We start from the raw sequence: 25868 nt of genomic DNA on the forward strand, positions 1-25868 counted from the left end.
GGAGCGATCAGTGGTCGTGTCCGAGATCCCACGGCTCGCGTCCGACGTATTCGGCTGCGGCACGGAAGACGGCGCTCTCGATGGCCATCCGTCGGTGAGCGTTGTCGTCGTGACCGGGAGGGAGCATCCGCTCGATCGGCAGGCGGAAGAGCACGATGCGGCGCTGGTCGCGGTCGAGGTACCACCGGGGCACCTCCTCCGTCACCTCGAAGCCGGGCATGGCGCCGATCTCGAAGCGCACGTCCTGCAGCTCCGGCCAGGTGCCGCGGAGGAACTCCACGGCGGTCCCGACAGTCAGATCGAAACGGTCGATCCGCCCGTCCAGCGGTGCCAGCGGCGGCCTCACGACCTCACTGCGGCCGAGTCGGCCATGACGGCCATGGCGCGCGCCGCGCCGCGGAGCGGCGGAGGAGGCACTGCGACGACGAGGCATGTCGAAAGTCTAGGCGCTGGAGCCGTGCGTCGCGGCGCGGCATCGTCTCGCTCGCCCGGTCAGGACGTACGCTGATCGTGATGAACGGACGACTCTGCTCGAAGGTCGGATGCGCGCGGGAAGCCGTGGCGACCCTCACCTACGATTACGGCGATCAGATGGCCGCGCTCGGGCCGCTGGGCCTCGCGGATCACCCGCACGCGCACGATCTCTGTGGCCCGCATGCCGATCGACTCTCGGTACCGGCCGGGTGGCTCGTGGTGCGTCACGAGGCGCTGCGCGCCTGAGCAGTTTCCTCGACACGCGATCACGGCGGGCCTGGGGCGGATGACGGTCTGGATATCCTGACGGCGGACGTGCCACGGCGGCGCGCCAGGAAAGGCTGTCGTGATCGTCTGGCGTCGCTGGATCTTCCCCCTGCTCCTTGTCATCGTCCTCGGGGCGAGTGCTGCCGCTCTGGTGAAGATCGCGTTCTTCCCCGACCGGGCAGAGAGCATGGTGAGCCCGGAGGCGAACATCGTCGATCCCGTGGTCGCGGTCGAGCGCGGCTCCGTGGTCAACGCTCTGACCTTGAACGGCAACATCGCCCGGGACGAGGCGTATACGGTGCGTAGCGAGAACGACGGCACGGTGATCGCGGTGGAGGTTCGTGAAGGAGCCACTGTCGCCAAGGGGCAGAAGCTCTTCACGGTCCGGCAGGAGTACCCGCGCAAGGACTTCGACGTGCTGGCGCCCGAGGCCGGCGAGGTCTCCGAACTCGCCCTGGTCAAGGGGCAGATGACGACCGTGGGGTCCGAGGTCTACACGCTTACTCCGAGCCGCTACCACCTGCTCGCGACGGTGGAGCCTGTGCAGCTCTACCGACTGGTCAACGCCCCGAAGGAAGGCACGGTCACCGTGACGGGCGGCCCTGCGCCGTTCGCCTGCACCGGCGTGCGGGTGCAGGTCACCGCCGAGGGCACGGCGAGTGTGCGCTGCGCGATCCCGACGGATCAGACCGTGTTCGCCGGTCTTCCCGCCACCATGGATCTGGCGCTCGGAGAGGTCGATGATGCCCTCGTCATTCCTGTGACCGCCGTGCAGGGCGGCGCAGAATCCGGGAACGTCTGGGTCGACGCGGGCGACGGTGCGGAGCCGGAGATGCGGGCGGTCGTGCTCGGAGTGAACGACGGCACGATGGTCGAGGTCACCGAGGGGCTCGAGGAGGGCGACAGCATCCGTCAGTTCGTCCCTGGATTCGTGGCCCCGGTGGAGGAGTTCTGCTACGAGGTATCCCCGGGCGTCGAGCAGTGCGACAGCGGGACGAGCTGGTGACGCTCGTCGCTCTGGAGGACGTCGAGAAGAGCGTCCTCCTCGCCGATGACTCGCGCCTGGACATCCTTCGGGGGATCACGCTCTCCGTCGCCGCCGGCGATCACGTCTCGATCGTCGGGCGCTCGGGTTCGGGCAAGTCCACGCTGCTGAACATCCTCGGAATGCTGGATTCGCCCACATCCGGCACCGTCGCCTTCGAAGGCCGAGAGGTGCGCAAGATGCGTTCCGGACGCCTCGATCGGGTGCGCGGAGACAATGTCGGGTTCGTGTTCCAGCAGTTCAACCTGTTGCCTGGCCGCACGGCGCTCGACAACGTCATGATGCCTCTCGGGCATGCCAGGGGGCGTCTGTTCTGGAACCGTCGTCAGATCGCGGCCGACATGTTGGAGCGGGTCGGACTCGGCCACCGGATCGAACAGATCGCCGACCGGCTCTCCGGCGGCGAGCAGCAACGCGTGGCCATCGCCCGTGCTCTCGTGCGCAAGCCTGTGCTGATCCTCGCCGACGAGCCGACCGGAGCTCTCGACATCGAGACGGGTGCGTCGGTGATGTCGCTGCTCGACGAGGTCGCGACAGAGACGGATGCGGCATTGGTGACCATCACGCACGACCTCCACGTCGCCGCCAGGGCACGAAGGCACTATCGGCTCGACGCGGGACGACTGGAAGAAGCGGATCTGCGTCGCGCCTTCGAGGCATCGACGCTGTCGGAACCCGTGCCGTCCGAGGGCACCACCGCGCCACCCGCACCGGCGCCCCTGCCGCCGCTGCCCGCGGCGAACGGTGTGGGCGCATGAGCGGCTTCCTCGGCGCGTTGTCGGATGCGTGGGCGGAGATCCGTGTCCACAAGCTCCGGGTGCTGCTGAGCCTGATCGGGATCGCTGTGTCGGTCGGAGCCCTGACAGCGGTCGTCGCGATCTCGGAGTATCAGAAGCAGTTCCAAACCGAGCAGTCCGACCGCTTCGGCGGGCGGGCAGCGACGATCGTGGTCAACGTCAGCAACGACGACGGCACGCCTGTCGACTTCGATGACTTCGACGAGCGGTTCGCCCGTGTCTCCGAGCGATTCGGATTCAGTCACACGGCACGCATCGTCGGGAGCATGACGCAGGGCGTGCAGCTGCCTGACGGCGTCACCGATGTCGGTGCGCGGCTGATCGATCCCCTGTACCCGCAGATCCATCGTGAGGTCCTGCTGGACGGACGCTGGTTCGTGGATTCGGACCTCGAGGCGCTCGCGCCGCCAGCCGTGATCACGGAGGCGCTGTGGGACCGGATCGGAAGGGTGCCACTCGCTCAGCACCCGACGCTGTCCCTCACCGGTGGGGCAGGAGGCACGTATCAGGTGGTCGGAGTCGTGGCGAGGCAGGGACTCGGCGACGAGGAGCTCCGGATCGATCTGCTCTACGACGCCTATCGCTCGCGAGTCGATGCGCTGCCGGAGGGTGTGTGGCCGCAGTACGAGGTCTGGGTCGGCGAGGACCAGGCCGACGAGATCGGCCCGGTGCTGGCGATGGACCTGCGTGCAGGGCTGCCGGAGGGGCAGACGGTGTCGGTGAGTCGTTCGGACTGGGCCGCGCAGCAGGGTGCCCTCGACGTGCAGGCGACGTTCGAGATGATCACCGGCGGCATCGCGGCCCTGATCCTCGCACTCGGGGCCCTCAGCCTCATCAACATCCAGCTGGTCGCGATGCGGCAGCGCGTGCGCGAGATCGGCGTGCGTCGCGCCTTCGGTGCGACGTCAGGGCGCGTCTTCTTCTCGGTCTTCCTGGAGAGCCTCGTCGCCACGACGGTGGCGGGAGTGGTCGGGATCGCGATCGTCGTGGCGATCCTCCGCTCCGACTGGGTGGTGACGTCGCTGTTCTACGGCATCCAGGACGTCCCGCCGTTCCCGATGCGGGCGGCACTCGTCGGCCTGGTCGCGTCCGTGATCGTGGGAGCCCTCTCGGGATTCATCCCCGCACTCGTCGCCCTGCGCGTGAAGGTGATCGACGCGATCAGATTCTGATCCGGCGGGCCCGCGAGCGAAAGGCGGGCCCCGGTTCAGACGCCGACGCGACGACCCGTGAGCTTCTCGGCGCGGCGGTCGGCGTTCTCGAGCGCCCGACGCTCGCGCTCGCGACGCAGCACCGTGATCCCCACCAGTACCTGCTCGGGCGGGGCTGCAGGCAGAGGGGAGACGAAGGGCGCGGCTTCGGCGAGCAGATCCGTCGCCACGCGATCACGGGCGGTCGGCACCATGCGCGACGCGCTCTGCAGGAACTGGGAGATGCGGCGCGCGAGGCGATCGGGCAGGCGCGCGACATCGGCGATCTGCGCCCATGCCTGCAGCCCTGCCGGCAGCACCGGCACGTGCGGGACCAGCTGTGGAGTGCGCACGCGCTGGCTGTAGGTGCCGGCGACCAGATCTCCGAGTCGCTGCGAGCGGGCGTTGAACGCACCGGTGAGCACAGCGAGGCCGCCGAAGGTCATGTAGATCTCCAGCACCCCGAGCAGCGCGCGGATGAAGGCGTGGCGGAAGCCGGCTGCCCCGCCGTCGACGCGCACGATGCGGCCGCCCACGGCGAGCTTGCCGAGGCTGCGCCCCTTCAAGGCGACCTCCATCGTGATCGGCAGCACCACGAAACTCACCACGATCGCGGAGACGGTCGCGATACGATCGGTCGCCTCATCGAGCACTCCGGCGTCGGTCAGCCAGATGCGCAGGAAGATCCACAGGAGGAAGACGGCGAAGCCGAGCAGCATATCGATGAGGGCGCCCAGCGCGCGCAGCAGGAAGCCGATGGGCTGCACATCGATCGCGACGGCTTCTCCGGACAGCACCTCGTCGGAGGCATCGATCGGCGTGGACATGAGTACAGTAAATCAGGTGGATGCTGATGCGCTGACGGATGCACGCCGCGCCGAGTGGCAGCGGCTGGATGAGCTCAGCCGCGCGCGGCTGGACGGCCGGGGCGTCGACGAGCTCATCGTTCGGTACCGTGCGGCGTCAGCGGATCTCGCCGAGCTGAAGACCTCCGTAGGCGATTCACCGCAGGGGGCGTACCTGTCGACCATCCTCGTGCGCGCGAGGCTGCGACTCACGGGCGCGTCCGACAACATCCTCACGCAGATCGGGCGATTCTTCGCCCTGCAGCTGCCGGCAGCGCTGTATCGGCTGCGGTGGCTCACGCTCATCATCGCACTGAGCTTCATCGCGGTCGCGGTCGGCACGGCCGCCTGGATCGCGAGCGACCCCGCCCTCATCGCGACGCTCGGGCCGCCGGACGCCCTCGAGCAGTATGCCGACGAGAGCTTCACCGGCTACTACACCGAGAACCCGGCAGCGGTGTTCATGGGCATGGTGTGGACCAACAACGCCTGGATCGCCATGCAGTGCGTGCTCTTCGGCGTGACCGGGATCTGGCCGATCTACATGCTCGTGCAGAATGCGATGGGTCTGGGGGTGTCTGGTGCCGTGATGGTGGCACACGACCGTGCAGATGTCATGGTGCTCTACATCCTCCCGCACGGGATGCTCGAGATGACCTGCATCTTCGTGGCCGCCGCTGCCGGACTCAGGGTCTTCTGGGCCTGGGTGGCCCCGGGCCACCGCTCGCGCGGCGACGCATTGGCGACGGAAGGACGCGCCCTGGCGACGGTGGCGATCGGACTCGTCTTCGCACTGTTCCTCGCAGGGCTCGTCGAAGGATTCGTGACCGGCTGGGCGCTGCCCTGGCCGCTGAAGATCGGCATCGGAGGCGCCGCGCTCGCGATCTTCCTGATCTACATGGTGGTGATCGGCGGTCGGGCGCATCGGCGTGGCGAGACCGGCGACCTGATCGAGTACGAGGCGGGGACGCCGCGACTGGTCGCGGGCTGATGGCGAGTGCGCCGGCGGCGCCGCCGCGTCAGAGCCGTCCCGCGGCTTTCAGCTCGAGGTAGCGGTCGGCGATGCGCGGCGGCAGCTCTTCGGGATCCGCGGCGATCGCCTCTCCACCGGCACGGCGGATCGCATCGGCCACGTTCTCCGCGTCGCGCAGCGTCCGTTCCGCGGCGGCGGCCAGGTAGACCTCTTCCCGAGAGCCGCGTTGCTGTGCGAGCGCGGCGACGTCGTCGTCCGTGACCGAGCCGACCAGGATGGTCGTCGCGCGGGACGCGTTCGGGAATGCGCCCAGGAACCCCCGCGCGGACTCTGCGGCATCTTGAGCAGTCAGGACCACGATCAGTGAAGGACGGGTGGTCAGCGTGCGCACGGCGGCGAACGCACCGTGCCAATCGGTGTCGACCAGCCGCGCATGCACGGGCGCCATGGCATCGGTCAGGGCGGGGAGCAGCGCCGCGCCGTCGACCCCGGTCACCCTGCCGCGCACGACGCGGTCGTACATGAGCAGGTGCACATGGTCGCCGGCACGGGAGGCGAGTGCAGCCAGCAGGAGGGCGGCCTCGAGGGCGGCATCCACGCGTGTGCCGTCACCGACGCGGGCGGCGGCCGTGCGCCCCGTGTCGATGATGATCACGACGTGCCGGTCGCGCTCCGGTCGCCAGGTCCGCAGCATCGTCGTGCCGGCCCTGGCGGTGGCGCGCCAGTCGATCGAGCGGACGTCGTCGCCGCGTACATATTCACGGAGCGAGTCGAACTCGGTGCCCTGCCCGCGCACCTGGATGCTGGTGTTGCCATCGAGCTCGCGCAGCCGGGCCAGTCGCGACGGGAGATGCTTGCGCGACGTGAACGCCGGCAGCACGCGGATGGCGCCGCGCACCGCATGACGGGCCTGTCGGCCCGCGAGGCCGAGGGGGCCGCGCGAGCGCAGCATCACGAACTCGCTCACCAGCTCGCCACGACGACGGGGGAGCAGCGGGATCGCGACACGTGCGCGCTCGCCCGGCGGGATGAGCAGCGTCTGCCTGGCGGGCTCTGCGCCTGCCGTCGGCTGCCATGCGTCACGGAGGAGTCCGTGCAGGTTCCGCGGGCCGTGGTTGTGCACGGCGACGCTCACCGGCACCGGTTCGCCCAGGCGAGCGCGGGCGGGAACGCGACGCGACACCGTCACCGTCCGCGGGCTCGCCGCCAGCGCGACGTCGAGGCCGGTGAGCACGGCGCACAGCGCGACCCACCCGCCCGCCACGGCATACGGCGGATACCCCGCGAGTCCTGCGAGGACCAGCGGGATGACGCCGAGGGAGAGAGCGACGGCGAGGCGGCCGGTGACGAACACCTTAGATCGGCACCCGGGTCTGCTGTACGACCGAGGTCAGCACGGCATCGGCGGAGACACCCTCCATCTGCGCGTCCGGTCGCAGCTGCAGCCGATGGCGCCACACGGGCACCAGCATCGTCTGTACGTGGTCGGGCGTCACCGCCGAGGAGGCGTTGAGCCAGGCCCAGGCCTTCGCCGCCGCCAGCAGACCGGTCGAGGCGCGGGGGCTCGCGCCGAGCTCGACCGACGGCGACTGGCGGGTGGCGCGGGCGAGGTCGACGACGTAGCCGAGCACGTCGTCGGTGACCTCCACGCGCCCCGCGGCCACCTGCGCCGCGCGGATCTCGTCGGCGCTGACGACGGCTTCGACGCCGGTCAGCTCACGGGGAGAGAAGCCCTCGGCGTGGCGGCGGAGCACGGACACCTCCGCATCGCGCTCCGGCATCCCCACGACCAGCTTCATCAAGAAGCGGTCGAGCTGAGCCTCCGGGAGCGAGTAGGTGCCCTCGTGCTCGATCGGGTTCTGCGTGGCTGCGACCAGGAACGGCTCCGGCAGCACGCGGCTCACGCCGTCGGCCGACACCTGGCGCTCCTCCATCGCCTCCAGCAGTGCTGCCTGAGTCTTCGGAGGTGTGCGGTTGATCTCGTCCGCGAGCAGGATCTGCGTGAAGACGGGGCCGGCGCGGAAGTCGAACTCGCCGGTGCGCGCGTCGTACACGAGCGATCCGGTCACATCGCCCGGCATGAGGTCGGGGGTGAACTGCACGCGCTTGGTGTCAAGCCCCAGCGCCCGGGCGAACGAGCGCACGACCAGCGTCTTCGCGACCCCGGGCACGCCCTCCAGGAGCACATGGCCGCGGGCGAGAAGCGACACGAGCAGTCCGGTGACGGTGCCGGCCTGGCCCACGACGGCCTTGTCGACCTCGGTGCGCACACGGTGCATCGCCTGGCGCAGTGCGGCGTCGTCGGCGGGAATGTTCTCAGCGGTCACGTGATGCCCTCGGCTTCCGTCGGGATGGGTGGATGCGGCGTCGGATGATGTCATCCGTCGTCCCTGGTCGTGTGAGTGGTGGCTTCGACGGCGGTCTCGAGGTCGCTGAGTCGTCGCGCGAGTTCGATCAGCGCGGCGTCGTCGGTGGGAAGAGGGCCGGCGAGCAGCGCCTGAAGCGTTCCGCGAGGAATGCGCAGGCGATCGGACGCGGCATCGGCGACGTCGTCCACCCCCGCGTGCGCGGCCAATCCGAGGCGACGCGCGAGCCGGCGCTGGGCCCCGTCGCGGAGTGTCTCCGCGGCGTGCGCGGAATCGGCTGCCTTCGCCGTCAGGCGCGCACGCCCGTGCATCGTCTCGGAGGCGCGCACGGTGACGGGGAGGGTCTCGGCGACCAGCGGCCCGAAACGCCGGCCCCGCCAGACCGCCGCGGCGACACCGGCGAGGAGCAGCAGCAGGATCGCCGGGGTGAGCCAGTCGGGCGTGAGCGAGCCGAGGGTGTCCTCCGACTGTCCTTCGATGTCCGAGTCCCCGAACGTCGGGACGTACCAGACGACCCGATCGGTCTGTCCGAGCAAGGCGAGCGCCAGGGCCGCATTGCCGTCCTCGGCCAGATACGCGTTGCTGAAGAGCTTCGACCCCTCCACGACGACGTGCCGTCCGCCCCTCCGGTCATCAACGAGCACGGCGGCGCCGGTCGCATCGCCGAAGCAGGCGGCGACGCCATCCGCCGGAGTGAAGAGCCGGTCGGGGCGGATGGCGCCGACACGGGCGAACTCGGGGAGGGCGCACTCCGCCGCCACGGCGGGCGAGGTCCCCGGTGCATCCTCACCGATGCGCAACAGACTGAGGAGCCGGCTGCCTGTCGACAGGAACACCACATGGTCCGCCGGCTCCATGAGCGCGGTCAGACCGTCGTCGCTGAGCGTGTACGGGTTCGCCATCACCAGCGTCGTGTGCTCATCGATCGCTGCACGGGCGTCCGTGCGCGATCGGGTCACGATCACCTCGATGCCCTGATCACGCAGGATCTCCGCCAGCGCGAGTGCTCCGGCATCGTTGCGCCCCTCAGGATCCAGCCCACCGTGCCTGCCGGGGGCGCTCGCGCTCACACGCAGGGCGATGAAGGCGACGCCGATGACCAGCGCGGCGATGATCAGCCATCCGATCAGCGTGCGCCAGCGCAGAGGCCGACGCTCCGCCGTCGACGGCGGCGAGGTCTGGTCAGCGGCGAGGGTCATGCGAGCACCGCCTCCGGGCGACGGGCGCGGAGTCGGTCGTCCGTGTCCGCCAGCTCACGGTAGCTCTCCGCGTTCGCCGGATGGCGCAGGTAACGGACATCGTCGAACGACACCGCCGCACGCCGCACGGCGCTGCTCTCGTCGGCGAACACCGTGCTCGCCTCACGGGCGATGGCCTGCGCCGTGGCTCCGGGCGCGGGGTCGATCAGGTCGCGTTCCAGCAGCCCGCGAGCGAGCGCGCGGAACCGCAGGATCGTCGCCGTGTCCCAGTCGCCATCGCGTGCGCTGCGGTCGGCATCCGAACGCAGCTGCGCGGCGCTCCGATCGTCAGCGGCACCCAGAAGATCGCCACGCGCGGAGCGGACGCTCCTGGCGCGGCGTGGCCTGCCCCAGATGATGAGGGCGATGACCAGCGCCGCGACGATGATGACGCTGACGATGATGAGAGCGGCCGGACCGACGTTCGCGCCGTTCTCCGAGGTGAACAGGTCGCGCAGGAAGCGTCCGATGTCGCGTGCGAAGAGGTCGAACCAGGTCGGCTTCGCGTCGGCGTAGCGAGGGTTCGCGAGTTCTTCCTGGGCCCAGCGCCGCGCCTCGTCGCCGTCGGGTACGTAGACATCGAACGATCGGCTCATGCCGAACCGTCACCATCGGCGCCGGGAGCCGTCCAGGCGCCGTCGGCCGGAGGCGCCCACGTGCGTCCGCTCGGTGCTGGCGGCATCGCGGGAGGCAGGGTGCCGGCAGTGGAGATCGGCGGTGGGGCCGGCGCGAACGCCGGAGGCTGCGTCGCCGTCCCGGGGTATTGATAAGAGGGGTCTTGCTGACCGGGGTACTGCTGCGAAGGGTGTTGCTGCCCCGCGTATGGCGGCGCGGAGGGAGCCGCCTGCTGCGGGCCGGGATAGGCAGGAGCCGCGTACTGCGGCGGATATGCGTATCCGGTCGACATCATGACGTGCTCCGGAACCTGCCGCGGCGGCGGCGCCTGTGAGACGGCTCGGCTCGGATCCACGACGTACGGGTCGCCGAGCTGCTCGTCGGTCCACCCGAGATCGCGCCGCTCCACATGGGAGATCAGCGTCTGGTCCAGACCCTCGTACCTCATCCGGCAGTCGAGGTAGACCAGCGCGGAGCCGGTGCTCTGCACGACGAGCGTGATCGCCTGGAGGACGAGGAGGAGGATCTGGGGTGCGATCAATGTGAACACGTAGCCGACGATCGCGCTGGGCTCCGTGGCCCCCGTCGGCGCGACGACCGATCCGAGCAGAGAGCTGAGCAGGGTGACGGGCACGCTCACGACCTGCATGGCGAGTCCCATGATCGCGCTGATCAGGAACGTCACACCCCAGGCGACCCAGAAGCGGCCGCGGGTCAGACGCCACGAACGCACGAGCGCCTCGCGGAAACGCGCGCCCTCGAGCACCAGGACCGAGGGGACGAGGAGGAGCTTGGTCGACAGCCATACCACGAGCGGGACGCACGCGAGCGCGATCAGGATCACGACGACCACCAGCACACCGATGAGCTCCGCACTCCCGCCGAGACCGCCGGCGATGAACGCGCCGATGATCACCGCGACGACCGCGAGGAGCCCGAACACGGCGATCACCGACAACGACGAGAAGCCGGCGAGGCGCCAGAAGGCGGGTGTCATCTTCTTCCACAGCATCCGCAGCGTCGCCTTCACCCCGATCGCCGCGTAGCCGATGTCCGCGGCGACGACGCCCTGCATGATCGCGGTGAAAGCGATCGAGGCGAGACCGACGACGAGGCCGGCCACGATGTTGACCGCGATGGTTCCCGCCAGCACCGCCTCGAAGTCGGGAGAGCCGACCGGGACCGTCTCCAACCGGGCGAAGCTGGTGAACAGGACGACACCCATGACCCCGGCTGTGGCCAGTACGACGATCAGCTGGATGACGACCGCGAAGCCGAACAGCACTTTCGGGTTGTGTCGCAGCGCTGCGAACGCCTTTCCCAGCAGCATCCCGAATGTCAGCGGATGAAGGGGGATGATGCCCTTCTTCGGGGCAGGGGTCCACATCTGACCGCTCACAGGCATTCCCTCCGTCGTGCGCTCCCATCGTGTCATATCCCTCGCCTGGTGCGCAGACCTGGGGACCCCGGGACTGGGTGCCATAAGGTAACAGTTATGACCTCACGCATTCTTGTGGTCGACGACGACACCGCGCTCGCCGAGATGATCGGCATCGTGCTGCGCACGGAGGGTTTCGAGCCGGTGTTCTGCGCCGACGGAGCACGGGCCGTCGACGAGTGGCGCGCCCAGCGCCCTGACCTCGTCCTGCTCGACCTCATGCTCCCGGGGATGGACGGGATCGAGATCTGCACCCGCATCCGCGCAGAGTCCGGCGTCCCCATCCTCATGCTCACAGCCCGGAGCGACACGGCCGATGTGGTGCGCGGCCTGGAGGTCGGAGCGGACGACTACATGGTCAAGCCCTTCAACCCGAAGGAACTGGTCGCCCGGATCCGTACCCGGTTGCGCCCGACGCCCCAGGCCACGATCGAACAGCTCCGAGTGGGTGATCTCACTGTCGACGTCGATGCGCATGAGGTGCGCAGAGGCACCACGCCGATCGCCCTCACCCCGCTCGAGTTCCAGCTGCTGGTCGCGCTCGCGTCGAAGCCCCAGCAGGTCTTCTCGCGGGAGATGCTGTTGGAGCAGGTGTGGGGGTATCACTACAAGGCCGACACCCGGCTGGTGAACGTGCATGTGCAGCGTCTGCGAGCCAAGGTGGAGCTCGACCCGGATAACCCCAAGATCGTGATGACGGTGCGGGGCGTCGGCTACCGTGCCGGGAGCGTCGGCTAGGCAGCCATGGCCGTGACGACGACGACCACCACGGCGGTCGCCGTACTCCGCGACTGGCGCAGCTGGCCGACGGTGCTCTCGGCCCTCTGGCGCCGGTCGCTGCGGTTCCGCACGCTGACCATCACCCTCCTCGCGACGTCATTGGCCATCCTCGTCACGTGCGTGACCATGGCGCTCGTGATCCAGAACGACCTGTTCGTATCGCGCAAGAACGTCGTGCTCGAAGACGCCAGACGCGCCATCGACGATGCGCAGCGCAAGCTCGACGTCGCAGAAGTCGGCGATGACCCCGCCGCGCTGCAAGACCTCTGGCGGAGCATCACCGAGGGCTTGGCCCGGAACTCGAGCGCCGAGCAGCTGGCGGGGTTCCGCATCGACAAGGGGCCGAACGCACCTGGGGTGAACGGTTTCACCCTCAGGGGTCTGACGGCGAATCAGCTGAGCGATGGACTGCGCAACCGGGTGACGGAATTCGACTATCTCCAGGCGTGGCAGTCGCTCGCGCTGGTGAGCGAAGCGGGGAGGGAGGTACCGGGGATCGTCGTCGGTCAGCAGCTCCAGGTCCCGCAGGCCGGTCCTTTCGAGATCTACCTCGCGTACGACCTCGACGATGCCGATCAGACACTCGTCTTCGTGCAGCGCACGCTATGGATCGCCGGGATCGGTCTGGTGGCGATCGTGGCGGCCATCTCGTGGATCGTGCTGCGAACGGTGTCGACACCGATCATCCAAGCAGCAGAGACGAGTGCTCGGCTGGCGTCGGGCGACCTCGGCGTGCGGCTGGAGGTGCACGGCGAGGACGAGCTGGCCACCCTCGGCAGGTCCTTCAACGCCATGGCTGACAGCATCGAGGCGCAGATCAAGGAACTCGGCGAACTCTCGATGGTCCAGCAGCGGTTCGTCTCGGATGTCTCGCACGAGCTGCGCACGCCGCTGACGACCATCCGCTTGGCGGCGGACATGCTGAACGACCAGCGGGACGAGTTCGCCCCGACCACTGCACGCACAGCGGAGCTGCTGTACACGCAGGTGCAGCGGTTCGACATCCTGCTGTCCGACCTGCTCGAGATCAGCCGCTACGACGCAGGGTCGGTGCAGCTCGAGCTGGAGGCGACGAGTCTCGCTCACGTCGCGGAGGACGTGATCGAGCAGATGCGCCCACTGGCTGAGGGCCGCGGCACCGAGCTCAGGCTCGTCGCGCCTGGCGGGTACTCGCCGGTCGACATGGACCCGCGTCGTGTGCGCCGGGTGCTGCGCAACCTGATCGGCAACGCGATCGAGCACGGCGAGGGGCGACCGATCGTCATCACCGTCGACAGCAATCAGCACGCGGTGGCGGCCGGCGTCCGCGACTTCGGCATGGGTATGGAACCGGGCGATGCGGAGCGCGTGTTCGACAGGTTCTGGCGCGCAGATCCTTCGCGACAACGCACGATCGGCGGCACCGGGCTGGGGCTCTCGATCGCTCTGGGCGACGCGACGCTGCATGGCGGAACGCTCGAGGTGTGGTCGAAGCTCGGAGACGGGACCAACTTCGTGCTCACGCTGCCGCGCCATGGCGCCGTGCTGGAGGGGGCGAGCCCGATCCCACTCGAGCCGCAGGAGCCGTTGGCCGAGATCGGCGATGCGACGCAGCCGATCTCGCTCGCCGATCTCGCGAGAGAGCTTCTCGATCGAGAGGATGAGTCATGATCCATCGCCGTGACAGACGGATGCTGCGGGTCCTCGCCCTGGCGGCTGCCGCGTTGCTGCTCCCTGCGTGCGCGGGGCTGCCGACGAGCGGCGACGTGAACGTCGGACTCGAACTGGGCGAGGCGCCGGAGGACAACGACATCCTCTTCATCGCATCGGGGCCGGCGCCGGGCGCGAGCCCGCAGGAGATCGTGGAGGGTTTCCTGGAAGCAGCGATCACCCCCGCGGAGAACTGGAGCATTGCTCGCACCTTCCTCACCCCGGAGCTGCAGCCGACCTGGCGTCCGGGCGTCGGAGTGTCGGTCGACACCGCCGTGGGGGCCCGCACCATGACCTCGACGATCCCTGACGAGGGCGATGAAGGTGCCGAGGATGCGACATCGGGCGACGTGACGGTGCAGTTCGATCTCGTCGCGAACGTCGACGAGTCCGGCGCGTACTCCGAATCCGTGGGGGCGTCCACCGCGACGTTCACCGTCGAGCGACTCGACGACGGCGAATGGCGCATCGCGAAAGCACCGGACGGCATCGTGATCGATGAATCACGGTTCTCCTTGGTGTTCGACGGCTATCCGCTGCAGTATTTCGATCACGATTGGTCGCATCTCGTTCCGGACGTGCGTTGGTTCCCGCGGCGCACCAGCATCGCGACGACCGTCACGCAGGCGCTCATCAACGGGAGCGCCAGTCCCTGGCTCGAGCAGTCGGTGCAGTCGGCGTTCCCCGCCGACGTGCAGCTCGCGGAGGATGCTGTTCCGATCGGTCCTGAGCAGGTGGCGGAGGTCGCGTTGACCGGACCTGACACGCGCCTGAACCAGACCACCCTCGCGCGTATGCGTACCCAGCTCCAGGCGACGTTCGAGGCCTCCGGGGTGCACGTGTCGCAGGTGCGCTTCACTCTTGACGGTCGTCCGCTCAACGCGGGCATCGTGAAACTGAGCGAGGAGACCATCGACCCCGGTTCGCTCGTCCTCACCGACGACGCGTTCGGCGCGATCGTCGGAGACCAGATCGCGCCGATACCCGGGATCAGCGACGAGATCCTCGGCCTCTCGCAGGAGATCACCGCGATCGACGTCGCCGCCGACTCCTCGCACGCCGCCGTGCATCTCGCCGACGGGCGCATCTACCTCGCTGGAAACGGCCGGATGGACGAGCTCGACACCCCGGCCACGACCGTGTCGCCGTCGATCGATCCGTTCGGCTACACCTGGACCGTGCCCTCGAACGACCCGGGTGCGGTGCAGGCATGGGGGAGCGATGCCAGCCCCAACGCGGTGGCCACGGCCTGGTCCAACGCATCGGCGATCTCCGCGATGCGTGTGTCCTCCGATGGTTCGCGCGTCGCCGCCGTCGTCACCGTGGGCGGTCAGTACTGGGTCGTCGTCGCAGCGATCGTCAGGGAGAACGGCGTCCCCGTCGAACTCGGACCCGTCAAGCAGCTGACCAGGATCGATGGCGCCGCGGATGACCTGGTATGGCTGGGACCCACGCGTCTGGGTGTGCTGATCCCCGGGGAGGGCTCGCCCTTGCTCACCCAGATGGTCGGCGGGCCGGGGACGGCGGAGGCTGCCCCTGCCGATGCGGTCTCGCTCGCAGGATCTCGCACGATCGGCGGAGTGCGCGTGCTGAACGCCGAGTCGACGCTGTTCGCGCACGCCGGATCCGCGTGGCGGGAGATCGCCTCGGACGTTCGGGTCCTGGCGACACGCGCCGGCGAGTGAGGCCACGCTGTCACTCCGACTGCACCGGGGTCATGTCTGCGCCGTTCTCCTCGAGGAGCGGTCGCCGTTGCCTCGCGCTGTGCGTGAGCGCGGATGATCGACGCATGCATTCTCAGTCGCGTCTCGGGACGGTGCTGCGGGGTATCGGTGCGGAGATGGCGGCGCTCCTTCTCGCAGCGTCGTGCGCAGGCTGCGATGAGCCAGGCGAGCTGCTCTGCGCTGCGTGCCGCGTCGGGCTCATGCCGCGCCCGGTGGAGATACGCACGCCGCAGGGGCTCGCCGTGCGCGCAGCGCTCCCGTTCGAGGGAGTGCCAGCCCGTTGCATCCGTCGGCTCAAGGATTCCGGCGAGTCGTCGCTCGTGCGCCCACTGGGCCGAGTCCTGAGCGCAGTTCTCGATGGGGCTTCGTCGCCCGACGCGCTGATCGTCCCGGTGCCCACCAGTCGTGCAGCATTTCGTCGGCGCGGCTACCGCGTGCCCGAACTGCTCGCACGCTGCGCGGGCGCCTCGCCGCATCGGCTGCTCGCGGTCGCCTCTCGGAGGGCCGATCAGCGCGGCCTCGACGCCCGTTCACGCCGGGACAACGTGCAGGGCAGCATGCACGCCCGCAGACGCGGTCATGCGGAGCGGGTCATCCTCGTCGATGACGTCGTCACGACAGGAGCCACCCTCGACGAAGCGGCGAACGCCCTCACCGACGCAGGATTCGACGTGCTCTTCGCCGTCGCGCTCGCCGCCACTCCGCGTCACCGGAGACTCATCGAGGACTCATCGGCGACACGGAGGAAATGACCCGTGACATCCGCCCACAGGCAGACTACGGTTGGGGGTCACAAGGCGACCACGGTCCGCCCTTGGCCGGGAGGACCGGGACAAGGAGGCAGCAATGGAAACGAGCATCGTTGGCGTCGGGGTGGGTATCACTGACCGATTCCGCACCGTTGTCGAAGAGAAGATCGCCAAGATCCAGACGTTTGCCGGACGAGCGCAACGACTGGACGTGAAAGTCACGCATCGCGCGTATCGCAACGGCCGAGTTCCGGATGAAACCGTCGAGCTCACGCTGATCGGCAAGGGGCCGGTGGTGCGAGCGGAGGCGACCGACGGCGACAAGTTCGTCGCCCTCGATCTGGCAGTCGACAAGATGTCCGAGCAGCTGCGACGCGCGAAGGAGAAGCGAGTCGACGGCCGACAGCACCCGCGTGGCGCGCACTTCGAGAAGGGCAGCGGTGCCCTGGAAGGGATCGATGTTCAGCCGGCATCCGTGGAGGTTCTCCACGCTGTCGCGACGGGCAATGTTCCAGTGCAGAACACCGACGACGAGGTCTACTCGCCCGTCGTCATCCGCACCAAGAGCTTCGAGGCGGAGTGGATGACTGTCGAGGAGGCCGTCGACCGCATGGAGCTCGTGGGACACGACTTCTTCCTGTTCGTCGACGTCCGCAGCGATCACCCCAGTGTCGTGTATCGACGCAAGGGGTGGGATTACGGCGTGATCGCATTGAGCACCCAGGCGCCGCCGACGGAGGCCCTCGCGTCCTGAGCTGAGACCTGAGACGAAGAGCGGCCCGGTTCCGAGAGGAACCGGGCCGCTGTGATGTCCGGGCGTCAGTCGAAGATGCCGTCGAGCAGGCTGCCGATCACGAGACCGCCGAGGATGCCGGACGCGATGTCGCCGCCGCCTCCGCCGCGTCGTCCGCCGCCGCCCCAGCCGCCGCCGCCCCAGCCGTCGTCCTGGGGGCGCGAGGAGTCGATGTCGCGCTGGGCTAGTTGGAGGGCCTCCGAGGCGAGGTGAGCGACACGGCGGGCAGCGGCGAGTGCCGCCTCACGGGTCTCCTCGGCAGGGAGCATGTCGGACAGATCGATGCGCAGCCGTTCGGCCTCAGCGAGACGCGTGCGCGCGTCGGCGCCGATCCACCCGCGATGGCCGGCGATCAGGCCGCGTGCGACACCCAGCTGCCGGTCGGCATCGTCGATCGCGTGCTGCACCACCTGCAAGGAAGGCAACGGGTTGGCCGCGCGGTGCTTGGCCGTCGCGATCGCCTCGTCGAGGGCCGTGTTGGCATCGCGGAGCTGTGAGAGCTCGGCGAACGGATCGTTCCGCGCTCCGGACGGGGCGAGCGCAGCCAGTGCGGACTGCAGTGCGGACATGGCCGACGTGACGGCGGGCACCTGCGGCGCGGTGCGCGCCGCGATCAGATCGCTGCGGGAGTCCGCCACCACCTCGGCGAGCGTCGACTCCGCGCGCAGCGCCTCGATCTCGAAGTCCTCGACCGCATCGAGCAACGCCGAGGCCCGTCGAGTCGCTTCCGTGGCTGTCTCCAGCGCGACGTTCGCCTCTTCGTTCTGCTTCGCAGCCCTGCGGCGCTCCGATACGGAGGCGCCATGGACGGCGAAGGCGATGAGCTGTTCTGCTTCCGCTGCGCTCGCGGCGATCTGCGTCATGGCGGAATCGGCGTAGCGGCTGGAGAGACGTTCGACAGCGGCTTTCGTCTGGGGGATCCGTGCGCTGAGCGATTCGGCTTCGGCGCGTACCTGCGCGATGATCTCGGGTGCCCGGCGCACCTTCGCGACCGACGCGGCGAGCACATCCGTCTTCTCGTCGAGCAGATCCTGGGCCCAATCGCAGAGCTGGACGATGCGCGCATTGCGTGTGCGCAGCTCCTCCGGCGTATCCGGGATCTCATCGTGGTTCAGCTGGTGCATCTGGAACGCCTCGCGCAGGTGTGTGCGGACTGCGGCGAGAGCCGTGCGCAGATCGGCGGTCAGCGACTCGCCCAGCTCCGCCTCGGCGAACGACAGCTCATCGGATGTGGTCCGGATGCGCTCGTCCGCCGCGACCAGTGCCTGTTCCGCACGCCGTGCGAGATCGGCGTCCTGAGCGGCGAGTGCTTCCTGCTCGCGCTTGCGTCTGCCCCAAATTCCAGCCATGAGCCGATCCTACTTTCCGCGGGCGTTGCGATGGCTGAGCATCCGCTCCAGGCGAACGCCGGAGTGGTGCGTCAGGCCCCGCCGACCCGGGCCGGTCTGCCTCGTCTCGGGCGCTCCGTCGCGAGGGGGAGTGCGGTTCCGGAGTGCTCAGACAGGCGCTGCTCGACATGATCGAGCCATCGGGTCTCGGCCTCTGCGGCAGAGAGCATCGAGTCCATCACCAGCGACCAGGCGAGCTCTTCCGGCCCGCCCGCCGTCTCGCCGCTGTAACTGGTCTGCTGCAGCGTGCGCAATCGGGCGAGCGACTCAGCGCGCTGAGCGCGGATGACCGCCGCGACGTCGATTCCGGGGAGCGTGGCCGCGATGGCGAGCTTGACGGCGAGCTCATCCCGAGTGGTGGTGCTGCGGACAACGGGCGAGGCCAGCCAGCGGGCGACCTCGAGGGAACCGTCGTCGGTGATCTGCCAGTAGACATGACCGCGTTCGTCGGCCTCGCCCCGCCGGACGAGCCCGTCCCGTTCGAGGCGTTCGAGGGTGTTGTAGATCTGCCCCACGTTGAGCGACGACGTCGCTCCCGTCCGTCTGTCGTACTCGTGCTTCAGCTGATAGCCGTAGCACGGGCCCTGATCCAGGATGGCGAGCAGGCTCTGGCGCACAGACATGGTGATCTCCTGTCGGGACGAATGCGATACCGAGTATATGCATACTCGACATGCACCTATCGATGATCGGGAGAGTCGCGTGCAGGCGACGTGCAGGTCACGGGCCGGTAACATGACAACATATGCCTGGCGATCGTCTGCACGTCCGCCGGCTTTCGACCCACCAACAGGGAGATGACATCCGTGGCCAATCCTCTTGAGAAGCTGCTGCGCGCCGGTGAGGGACGGATCATCCGTCGCTTGAACCAGGTGGTCAAGGCCGTGGGAGCGCTGGAAGAGGACATCTCCAAGCTCACGGACGACGAGCTTCGCAACGAGACCGCAGAGTTGCGCGCCCGGTTCGAGAAGGGGGAGTCCCTCGATCAGTTGATGCCGGAGGCCTTCGCCGCGGTGCGTGAGGCCGCCAAGCGCACGCTCGGCATGCGCGCCTACGACGTGCAGATCATGGGTGGTGCTGCGCTCCACCTCGGGAACATCGCCGAGATGAAGACCGGTGAGGGAAAGACGCTCGTCGCGACCTTCCCTGCCTACCTGAACGCGATCGCCGGCAAGGGCGTCCACATCATCACGGTCAACGACTTCCTCGCCAGTTACCAGGCGGAGCTCATGGGGCGTGTGTTCCGTGCGCTGGGTATGACCACGGGCATCATCGTGTCCGGCCAGACACCGGCAGTGCGCCGCGAGCAGTATGCGGCCGACATCACTTACGGAACCAACAACGAGTTCGGCTTCGACTACCTGCGTGACAACATGGCGTGGCGCAAGGAAGACCTCGTGCAGCGCGAACACTTCTTCGCGATCGTCGACGAGGTCGACTCGATCCTCATCGACGAGGCGCGCACGCCCCTGATCATCTCCGGCCCGTCGTCGGGCGAGGCCAACCGCTGGTTCGCCGAATTCGCGAAGATCGCTCGGACTCTCGAGGTCGGCGAGGACTACGAGGTCGATGAGAAGAAGCGCACGGTCGGTGTGCTCGAACCCGGCATCGAGAAGGTCGAGGACTACCTCGGCATCGACAACCTGTACGAATCAGCGAACACCCCGTTGATCTCGTTCCTGAACAACTCGATCAAGGCACTCGCTCTGTTCAAGAAGGACACCGACTACGTCGTGATGAACGACGAGGTCATGATCGTCGATGAGCACACGGGACGCATCCTGGTCGGACGCCGATACAACGAGGGCATCCACCAGGCGATCGAAGCCAAGGAAGGCGTGCCGGTCAAGGCGGAGAATCAGACTCTCGCGACCGTGACGCTTCAGAACTACTTCCGCCTCTACGACAAGCTCGCCGGTATGACGGGTACGGCCGAAACCGAAGCCGCCGAGTTCATGTCGACCTACAAGCTCGGCGTGATCCCGATCCCGACGAACAAGCCGATGATCCGCAAGGACCAGTCCGACCTCGTCTACAAGAACGAGACAGCCAAGTTCGCCCAGGTGGTCGAGGATATCGCCGAGCGCCATGCCGAGGGGCAGCCGGTGCTCGTCGGAACCGTCAGCGTCGAGAAGAGCGAGTACCTCTCGCGTCTGCTGGCGAAGAAGGGCGTCAAGCACGAGGTCCTCAACGCGAAGAACCACGCGCGCGAAGCAGAGATCGTCGCCAGGGCAGGGCGCCTCGGCGCCGTCACCGTGGCGACCAACATGGCCGGTCGAGGCACCGACATCATGCTCGGCGGAAACGCGGAATTCCTAGCCGTCCAGGAGCTCAAGGCGAGGGGGCTCGACCCCGTCGAGACGCCCGAGGAGTACGAGGTCGCCTGGGACGAGACGTACGAGGCCATGAAGGCCACGGTCGCCAGCGAGGCCGAGAAGGTCATCGAGGCCGGGGGGCTCTACGTCCTCGGCACGGAGCGTCACGAATCGCGTCGTATCGACAATCAGCTGCGCGGTCGTTCGGGCCGTCAGGGCGACCCCGGCGAGAGCCGCTTCTACCTGAGCCTCACCGACGATCTCATGCGGCTGTTCCAGTCCGGCGCCGCTGAGGCGATCCTGTCCCGCACCAATTTCCCCGATGACGTGCCGATCGAGTCGGGGCTCGTGTCACGGGCCATCCGCAGCGCGCAGTCGCAGGTCGAATCGCGCAACGCCGAGATGCGCAAGAACGTGCTCAAGTACGATGACGTGCTCAACCGTCAGCGCGAGGCGATCTACGCCGACCGTCGTCACATCCTGCACGGTGACGACATCGCTGACCGCGTCCAGCACTTCATCGAGGACGCGATCACGGGTGTCGTGAACGATCACACGGGCGAGGGCCACAACGAGAGCTGGGATTTCGATGCTCTGTGGACCGAGCTGAAGACTCTCTACCCTGTCGGTGTCACCATCGACGAGGTCGTCGCCGAAGCGGGCGGACGCAAGGGCGGTATCTCGGCTGAAGGGCTCACGCGTGAGCTCCTCTCAGACGCGAAGATCGCGTACGAGAAGCGTGAGGAGTCGCTCGGCGACGCGGCGACCCGCGAGCTCGAGCGGCGCGTGGTGCTCCAGGTGCTGGACCGCCGCTGGCGCGACCACCTGTACGAGATGGACTACCTCAAGGACGGCATCGGGCTTCGTGCGATGGCCCAGCGCGATCCGCTGATCGAGTATCAGCGCGAGGGCTACGCGATGTTCCAATCGATGATGGGCCAGATCAAGGAGGAGTCGGTCGGCTACCTCTACAACCTCGAGGTCGAGGTGCGTCGCGCCGGTGATGCGGAGACCACGGAGGTCGAGGCCAAGGGGCTGGCCACCGATGGAGGCGATCAGCGTCTCGAGTACTCGGCTGCCAACGATGCGGGCGAGGTCGAGGTACGCAACGACCGCGGTCAGGTGCAGCAGGCGGCGACCGATCGCCTGCGCAAGGCAGCCGCGGCACGAGAGGCTGCAGAGCCTGCGGCTGAGCCGGAGCAGGCACCGCGAGGGGCGTTCGGTCAGCGGACGGATGCGCCGGTGCAGCCGGCCGCTGGCAACCGCGAGCAGCGCCGCGCACAGGGCAAGAAGAAGAAGTAGGAACACGCTGTGAGATGGGGTCGGTCCAGAAGGATCGGCCCCTTCTCGTTACCGGTGCACGCAGATGGGAGGATGAGGCCGTGACCAGTGCCGATGCGGTCGTCCTCGAATCCACGAAGGTGGCTGGCCGGCTTCGCGATGCCATTCTCGACGGGATCCGTTCTCCCGGCAGCCGCCTGATCGAACGGGACTTGGCCGCCGAGTTCGGCGTCAGCCGGGTTCCGGTGCGCGATGCCCTCAAGATCCTCGAGGCGGAGGGACTGGTGACGCTTCGACCGCGGACCTGGGCGATCGTGCGCGAGTTCACCGACTCGGACATGACCGATCTCGACGAGGTCCGTTCGGTTCTGGAGCCGCTCGCCTTCCGTCTGGCGGCGGAGCGGCATCGTCCCGATGGCCTGGAGAAGTTGCGGCGGGCTCTCGATGAGCAGACGATCAGTGCTGCCGCGGGTGATCCGGTCGCGGCGCGCCGGGCAGCGAACGACTTCCACGAGCAGGTGACGGTCCTCGCCGAGAACCGTCTTCTCAGCGACCTCATGCAGGGCATGCGCAGCACGTTGCGCTGGGGTCTGGCGCAGCACGACGATCTCGCCGACATCACCGAACAGCACCGAGTGCTCTTCCAGGCGATCAGTGAGCGTGACGGCGATCGTGTGGAGGCGCTCGCGCTGGAGCACATCGACAGCAGCCGGCGTGCGCGCGAGGCGCACCTGCACGCCTCGAGGAGTGCAGGCTCGTCCTCAGCGGTGCACGAGGGCTCCTCGGGACGGTTGTAGGCTTGCTCGATGACACCATCGCGCACCTTCGACCAGTCGTCGAAGCTCAAGAACGTCCTGTACGAGATTCGCGGAAACGCCCTCGTCGAGGCGGCGCGTCTGGAGGCAGAGGGACATAAGATCCTCAAGCTGAACACCGGGAACCCGGCGATCTTCGGATTCGATGCGCCGCACCAGATCGTCCATGACATGCTGGCCGCGCTGCCCACGGCGCACGGCTACAGCGACAGCAAGGGGATCATCTCCGCGCGTCGTGCGGTGGTCAGCCGCTACGAGGAGATCGAGGACTTCCCGCGCTTCGGACCGGACGACGTCTACCTCGGCAACGGAGTGTCCGAGCTGATCACGATGACCATGCAGGCGCTCCTCGACGAGGGGGACGAGGTCCTGATCCCCGCGCCGGACTACCCCCTGTGGACGGCGATGACGAGCCTCGCCGGCGGCACGCCGGTGCACTACATCTGCGACGAGCAGGATGCCTGGCAGCCCGATCTCGAGGACATCCGCGCCAAGATCACTCCGCGCACCAAGGCGCTCGTGATCATCAACCCCAACAATCCGACGGGAGTGGTCTACTCCCGGGAGATCCTCGAAGGGCTGGTCCAGATCGCACGGGAGCACCAGCTCCTGCTGCTCTCGGACGAGATCTACGATCGCATCCTCTTCGACGGCGCAGTCCACATCCCGACGGCCACGTTGGCGCCCGATCTGCTGTGCCTGACGTTCAACGGCTTGTCCAAGACGTACCGCGTCGCCGGATATCGTTCCGGATGGCTCGTGATCACCGGGCCGCAATCGCACGCCAAGGGCTTCATCGAGGGGATCACGCTGCTGGCGTCGACACGCCTGTGCCCGAACGTGCCCTCACAGCACGCGCTGCAGGCTGCGCTGTCGGGCGTGCAGTCGATCGATGCCCTCATCGCCCCCACGGGGCGTCTGCGTGAGCAGCGAGACATCGCATGGGAGGGACTGGAGCGGATTCCGGGGGTGTCCTGCGTCAAGCCGGAGGGGGCGTTGTACGCCTTCCCGCGGCTCGACCCCGATGTGCACGAGATCCGCGACGACGCGAAGCTCGTCTACGACCTGCTGGTCTCCGAGCACATGCTGCTGGTACAGGGAACCGGTTTCAATTGGCCGACCCCTGATCACCTCCGCCTGGTCACGCTCCCTGAGCCGCGCGTGCTGAGCGAAGCCGTCGAGCGACTCGGGAACTTCCTCGCGAGCTACCGCCAGTAGCGTCAGGCGCGGGCGTCGGCCCGAGAGACGCGACGACCCCGCGGATCGATGCCACGAACGCCGACCGCGGAGTCACATCCGACATCGGACGTGCGTGGAGCAGCGCAGCATCCGCCGCGCGCTGATCGAACGGGAGGAAGGCGACGTCCGTGATGCCGGCGAACCGCTCGAGCGTGCGCCGGATCTGACCGCGTGCATCGAGGCCGAGAGGTCCTGATCGCATGCGGTTGATGACGACGCTGGTGGGGGTCGTCCCGGCAAGGCGGCGCAGTTCGGCATGGTCGCGGAGAAGACGGCTGATGCCGACCGGATCCGCGGCGGCGACGGCGATGATCGCGTCGGCTTCCCGCACCGACGCCGTCGTCGCTGCATGCCGACGAGGGCCTGCCATGTCGTAGGTCGCCTCATCGTCGGCGTCGAATGCGCCGCTCACGTCGACGATGGTCTCGTCCGCCCAGAGGCGGCACGCCTGCAGCGTGGTCGTGAGGCGTGACGCCGACAGCTCGGGCCACCGTGTCGGCCGGTTGATCCCCGGGAGCACATCGAGATCGCCGCCGCTGGTCTCGATGGTGCTCGCGAGCCGCGTGAGCTCGCGCGCATCGAGTCCGCCGAGTTCTGCCCGCCGGCAGGCCGCCGCGATCCCCGGGGCGTCGTCGCTGATCCCGAGCAGCAGCGCGAGCGACGGCGCGACGGTATCGGCATCGATGAGGGCGGTCCGCCGCCCGGCTCGCGCGAGTTCGACGGAGAGTTGCACAGCGACGGTCGAACGCCCTGGGGCGCCATGCGGTCCCCACACCGCGATCACCCGGGGTGCCCGCTGCGACTCCTTCGGGTGAGGTGATGCGGGCAGATCGCGGAGCAGTGCGGCGGCGACCTCCCAGCCACTCGCATCGGCCGGAAGCGGGGCGATGATCCCGAGCCGGCCGAGCGCGCGGCTGCCGGTCTCGCCCACGGGCAGGATGCGGACCCCCGCACGATCGCAGGCCGCGATCAGATCGGAGGTCAGGACCGAGCGCACCGCCGGCACCACGAGAGCTTCGACGTCGGCGAGGAGTGGGCGGATGGCGTCGATCGCCGGTGCAGCGGTCGCGACCACGGTGAGACCCTCCCACTCCAGTTCCACGCTCAGCTCCCGTGCACGTGGCTCGGCGATCGCGATCAGGACCCTCGTCACGAGCCCGATCCCACCGGAACCACCGAGAGGGCGGAGCCGCCGGTGACGGCGCCGAGCACGTCCGCGACGTCTGCGCGGTCGATCACCACCTCCACGGCGACTCCCGACTGCGCGAGCACGCCGTCCGGCTCCCGCACATCGCGCACGATCACGTCCGCGACCAGGATGCGCGGCACGTCGAATGTACGCCCGTCTTCGCGCGGCGGGGCATGCCAGAGCTCGACGACGGCTCCGGCCATCACCTCATCGGGCACCGCGGTCGCGCTCTCCACCACGATGGTGGTGGTGCGGTTGTCGTCGGCGTCGCCGACGGCCGAGACCGGAATCAGCTCGCCCGCGACGACAGTCCGCGCCGCGACACGTCCTGGCGCCAGATCCTGCGGCGTCACGTAGTCGTCGCCGAGCGGGCCGAGCCCCACCTCGACCACCTGGAAGTCTCCTGACACGAGTGCTTCACCCTGCGTGATCGTCCTGGTCGCCTGCAGTGCGGGAGCGGTGCGATCCGAGGACGAGACGATGAGCCAGACACCGGAGATGGACAGGACGATCAGGGCGATGCCGATGAGGAACCGGACGTCTCCCCAGAAGGCGCGCCGCGGACGAGAGGGAGTGGTCATGGCGAACATCGTCACAGAGATCAGGGCACTGGCGGTCGAGTTATCCACAGGAGCGCAGGGGAGTGGGGCTGTGCAGG

General features: G+C 68.4%; 24 protein-coding genes. 13 read left to right on the forward strand and 11 right to left on the reverse strand.

The features are described 5' to 3' along the window. Window positions 1-7 precede the first annotated feature (7 nt). The gene (locus tag KZC51_RS09365; protein WP_247629713.1) at window positions 8-433 is read right to left on the reverse strand and encodes a hypothetical protein; all 426 of its coding nucleotides are present in this window, start codon (window positions 431-433) and stop codon (window positions 8-10) included. An 80-nt stretch (window positions 434-513) separates the two neighbouring features. On the opposite strand from KZC51_RS09365, the gene KZC51_RS09370 reads away from it, so the two are divergent. The 4 genes from KZC51_RS09370 (at window position 514) to KZC51_RS09385 (ending at window position 3755) form a co-directional block, all read left to right on the forward strand. Continuing rightward, window positions 514-720, forward strand: a complete 207-nt coding sequence (locus KZC51_RS09370; RefSeq protein ID WP_247629714.1) for a DUF3499 family protein — start codon at window positions 514-516, stop codon at window positions 718-720. A 100-nt stretch (window positions 721-820) separates the two neighbouring features. After that, window positions 821-1747: an efflux RND transporter periplasmic adaptor subunit gene (locus tag KZC51_RS09375; RefSeq protein ID WP_247629715.1), complete on the forward strand. Its 927-nt coding sequence runs from the start codon at window positions 821-823 to the stop codon at window positions 1745-1747. Next, window positions 1744-2544 carry an ABC transporter ATP-binding protein gene (locus tag KZC51_RS09380; RefSeq protein ID WP_247629716.1) on the forward strand — a complete coding sequence of 267 codons (801 nt, stop codon included), beginning with the start codon at window positions 1744-1746 and terminating at the stop codon, window positions 2542-2544. The genes KZC51_RS09375 and KZC51_RS09380 overlap by 4 nt, the downstream gene beginning before the upstream one ends. Next, entirely contained in the window at window positions 2541-3755 is a 1215-nt protein-coding gene (locus KZC51_RS09385; protein ID WP_247629717.1) for an ABC transporter permease, read from the forward strand. The genes KZC51_RS09380 and KZC51_RS09385 overlap by 4 nt, the downstream gene beginning before the upstream one ends. A 35-nt stretch (window positions 3756-3790) precedes the next feature. On the opposite strand, the gene KZC51_RS09390 is transcribed toward KZC51_RS09385, so the two are convergent. Further along, on the reverse strand, window positions 3791-4600 hold the full coding sequence (locus KZC51_RS09390; RefSeq protein ID WP_247629718.1) for an RDD family protein: 810 nt from the start codon (window positions 4598-4600) through the stop codon (window positions 3791-3793). A 16-nt stretch (window positions 4601-4616) separates the two neighbouring features. Between KZC51_RS09390 and KZC51_RS09395 the strand changes: the two genes are divergently transcribed. Continuing rightward, entirely contained in the window at window positions 4617-5609 is a 993-nt protein-coding gene (locus KZC51_RS09395; RefSeq protein ID WP_247629719.1) for a stage II sporulation protein M, read from the forward strand. A gap of 28 nt (window positions 5610-5637) precedes the next feature. Here KZC51_RS09395 and KZC51_RS09400 read toward each other — a convergent pair whose 3' ends face one another. From KZC51_RS09400 to KZC51_RS09420, 5 genes are all read right to left on the reverse strand, one after another. Further along, window positions 5638-6945 (reverse strand): DUF58 domain-containing protein, encoded by a 1308-nt coding sequence (locus KZC51_RS09400; protein WP_247629720.1) that lies wholly within the window; start codon window positions 6943-6945, stop codon window positions 5638-5640. Window position 6946: 1 nt separating this feature from the next. Continuing rightward, a complete protein-coding gene (locus tag KZC51_RS09405) occupies window positions 6947-7870 on the reverse strand; it encodes an AAA family ATPase (protein ID WP_247630626.1) in 924 nt (307 codons plus the stop codon). A gap of 98 nt (window positions 7871-7968) precedes the next feature. Further along, the gene (locus KZC51_RS09410) at window positions 7969-9156 is read right to left on the reverse strand and encodes a DUF4350 domain-containing protein (protein ID WP_247629721.1); all 1188 of its coding nucleotides are present in this window, start codon (window positions 9154-9156) and stop codon (window positions 7969-7971) included. Further along, a complete protein-coding gene (locus KZC51_RS09415) occupies window positions 9153-9791 on the reverse strand; it encodes a DUF4129 domain-containing protein (protein WP_247629722.1) in 639 nt (212 codons plus the stop codon). Before KZC51_RS09415 ends, KZC51_RS09410 begins: the two co-directional genes overlap by 4 nt. After that, window positions 9788-11209 carry a DUF7847 domain-containing protein gene (locus tag KZC51_RS09420; RefSeq protein WP_247629723.1) on the reverse strand — a complete coding sequence of 474 codons (1422 nt, stop codon included), beginning with the start codon at window positions 11207-11209 and terminating at the stop codon, window positions 9788-9790. The genes KZC51_RS09415 and KZC51_RS09420 overlap by 4 nt, the downstream gene beginning before the upstream one ends. A gap of 96 nt (window positions 11210-11305) precedes the next feature. Between KZC51_RS09420 and mtrA the strand changes: the two genes are divergently transcribed. The 5 genes from mtrA (at window position 11306) to hpf (ending at window position 16944) form a co-directional block, all read left to right on the forward strand. Continuing rightward, complete coding sequence (mtrA, locus tag KZC51_RS09425) at window positions 11306-11986, forward strand: MtrAB system response regulator MtrA (RefSeq protein WP_247629724.1); 681 nt, start codon at window positions 11306-11308, stop codon at window positions 11984-11986. A gap of 6 nt (window positions 11987-11992) precedes the next feature. Further along, entirely contained in the window at window positions 11993-13678 is a 1686-nt protein-coding gene (mtrB, locus tag KZC51_RS09430; RefSeq protein WP_247629725.1) for an MtrAB system histidine kinase MtrB, read from the forward strand. Further along, the gene (locus KZC51_RS09435; protein ID WP_247629726.1) at window positions 13675-15402 is read left to right on the forward strand and encodes an LpqB family beta-propeller domain-containing protein; all 1728 of its coding nucleotides are present in this window, start codon (window positions 13675-13677) and stop codon (window positions 15400-15402) included. The genes mtrB and KZC51_RS09435 overlap by 4 nt, the downstream gene beginning before the upstream one ends. A gap of 104 nt (window positions 15403-15506) precedes the next feature. Then, window positions 15507-16193 (forward strand): ComF family protein, encoded by a 687-nt coding sequence (locus KZC51_RS09440; RefSeq protein WP_247629727.1) that lies wholly within the window; start codon window positions 15507-15509, stop codon window positions 16191-16193. Window positions 16194-16287: 94 nt separating this feature from the next. Next, entirely contained in the window at window positions 16288-16944 is a 657-nt protein-coding gene (gene hpf / locus KZC51_RS09445; RefSeq protein WP_247629728.1) for a ribosome hibernation-promoting factor, HPF/YfiA family, read from the forward strand. Window positions 16945-17009: 65 nt separating this feature from the next. Here hpf and KZC51_RS09450 read toward each other — a convergent pair whose 3' ends face one another. Further along, entirely contained in the window at window positions 17010-18332 is a 1323-nt protein-coding gene (locus KZC51_RS09450; protein WP_247629729.1) for a hypothetical protein, read from the reverse strand. Between the two features lie 71 nt (window positions 18333-18403). Then, entirely contained in the window at window positions 18404-18994 is a 591-nt protein-coding gene (locus tag KZC51_RS09455) for a PadR family transcriptional regulator (RefSeq protein ID WP_247629730.1), read from the reverse strand. A 183-nt stretch (window positions 18995-19177) separates the two neighbouring features. Here KZC51_RS09455 and secA point away from each other — a divergent pair, with 183 nt between their 5' ends. From secA to KZC51_RS09470, 3 genes are all read left to right on the forward strand, one after another. Further along, window positions 19178-21988 (forward strand): preprotein translocase subunit SecA, encoded by a 2811-nt coding sequence (gene secA / locus KZC51_RS09460; protein ID WP_247629731.1) that lies wholly within the window; start codon window positions 19178-19180, stop codon window positions 21986-21988. A gap of 80 nt (window positions 21989-22068) precedes the next feature. Beyond that, window positions 22069-22764, forward strand: coding sequence for a GntR family transcriptional regulator (locus tag KZC51_RS09465; RefSeq protein WP_247629732.1), 696 nt, complete (start codon window positions 22069-22071; stop codon window positions 22762-22764). A gap of 9 nt (window positions 22765-22773) precedes the next feature. Beyond that, entirely contained in the window at window positions 22774-24000 is a 1227-nt protein-coding gene (locus tag KZC51_RS09470; protein ID WP_247629733.1) for a pyridoxal phosphate-dependent aminotransferase, read from the forward strand. Here the strand turns inward: KZC51_RS09470 and KZC51_RS09475 are convergent. After that, window positions 23924-25174, reverse strand: a complete 1251-nt coding sequence (locus KZC51_RS09475) for a CpaE/TadZ family protein (protein ID WP_247629734.1) — start codon at window positions 25172-25174, stop codon at window positions 23924-23926. The genes KZC51_RS09470 and KZC51_RS09475 overlap by 77 nt on opposite strands. Continuing rightward, window positions 25171-25791, reverse strand: coding sequence for an SAF domain-containing protein (locus KZC51_RS09480; RefSeq protein WP_247629735.1), 621 nt, complete (start codon window positions 25789-25791; stop codon window positions 25171-25173). Before KZC51_RS09480 ends, KZC51_RS09475 begins: the two co-directional genes overlap by 4 nt. Window positions 25792-25868: the final 77 nt, after the last annotated feature.

Source organism: Microbacterium croceum (genome assembly GCF_023091245.1).
In the GTDB taxonomy this organism is placed as follows: domain Bacteria; phylum Actinomycetota; class Actinomycetes; order Actinomycetales; family Microbacteriaceae; genus Microbacterium; species Microbacterium croceum.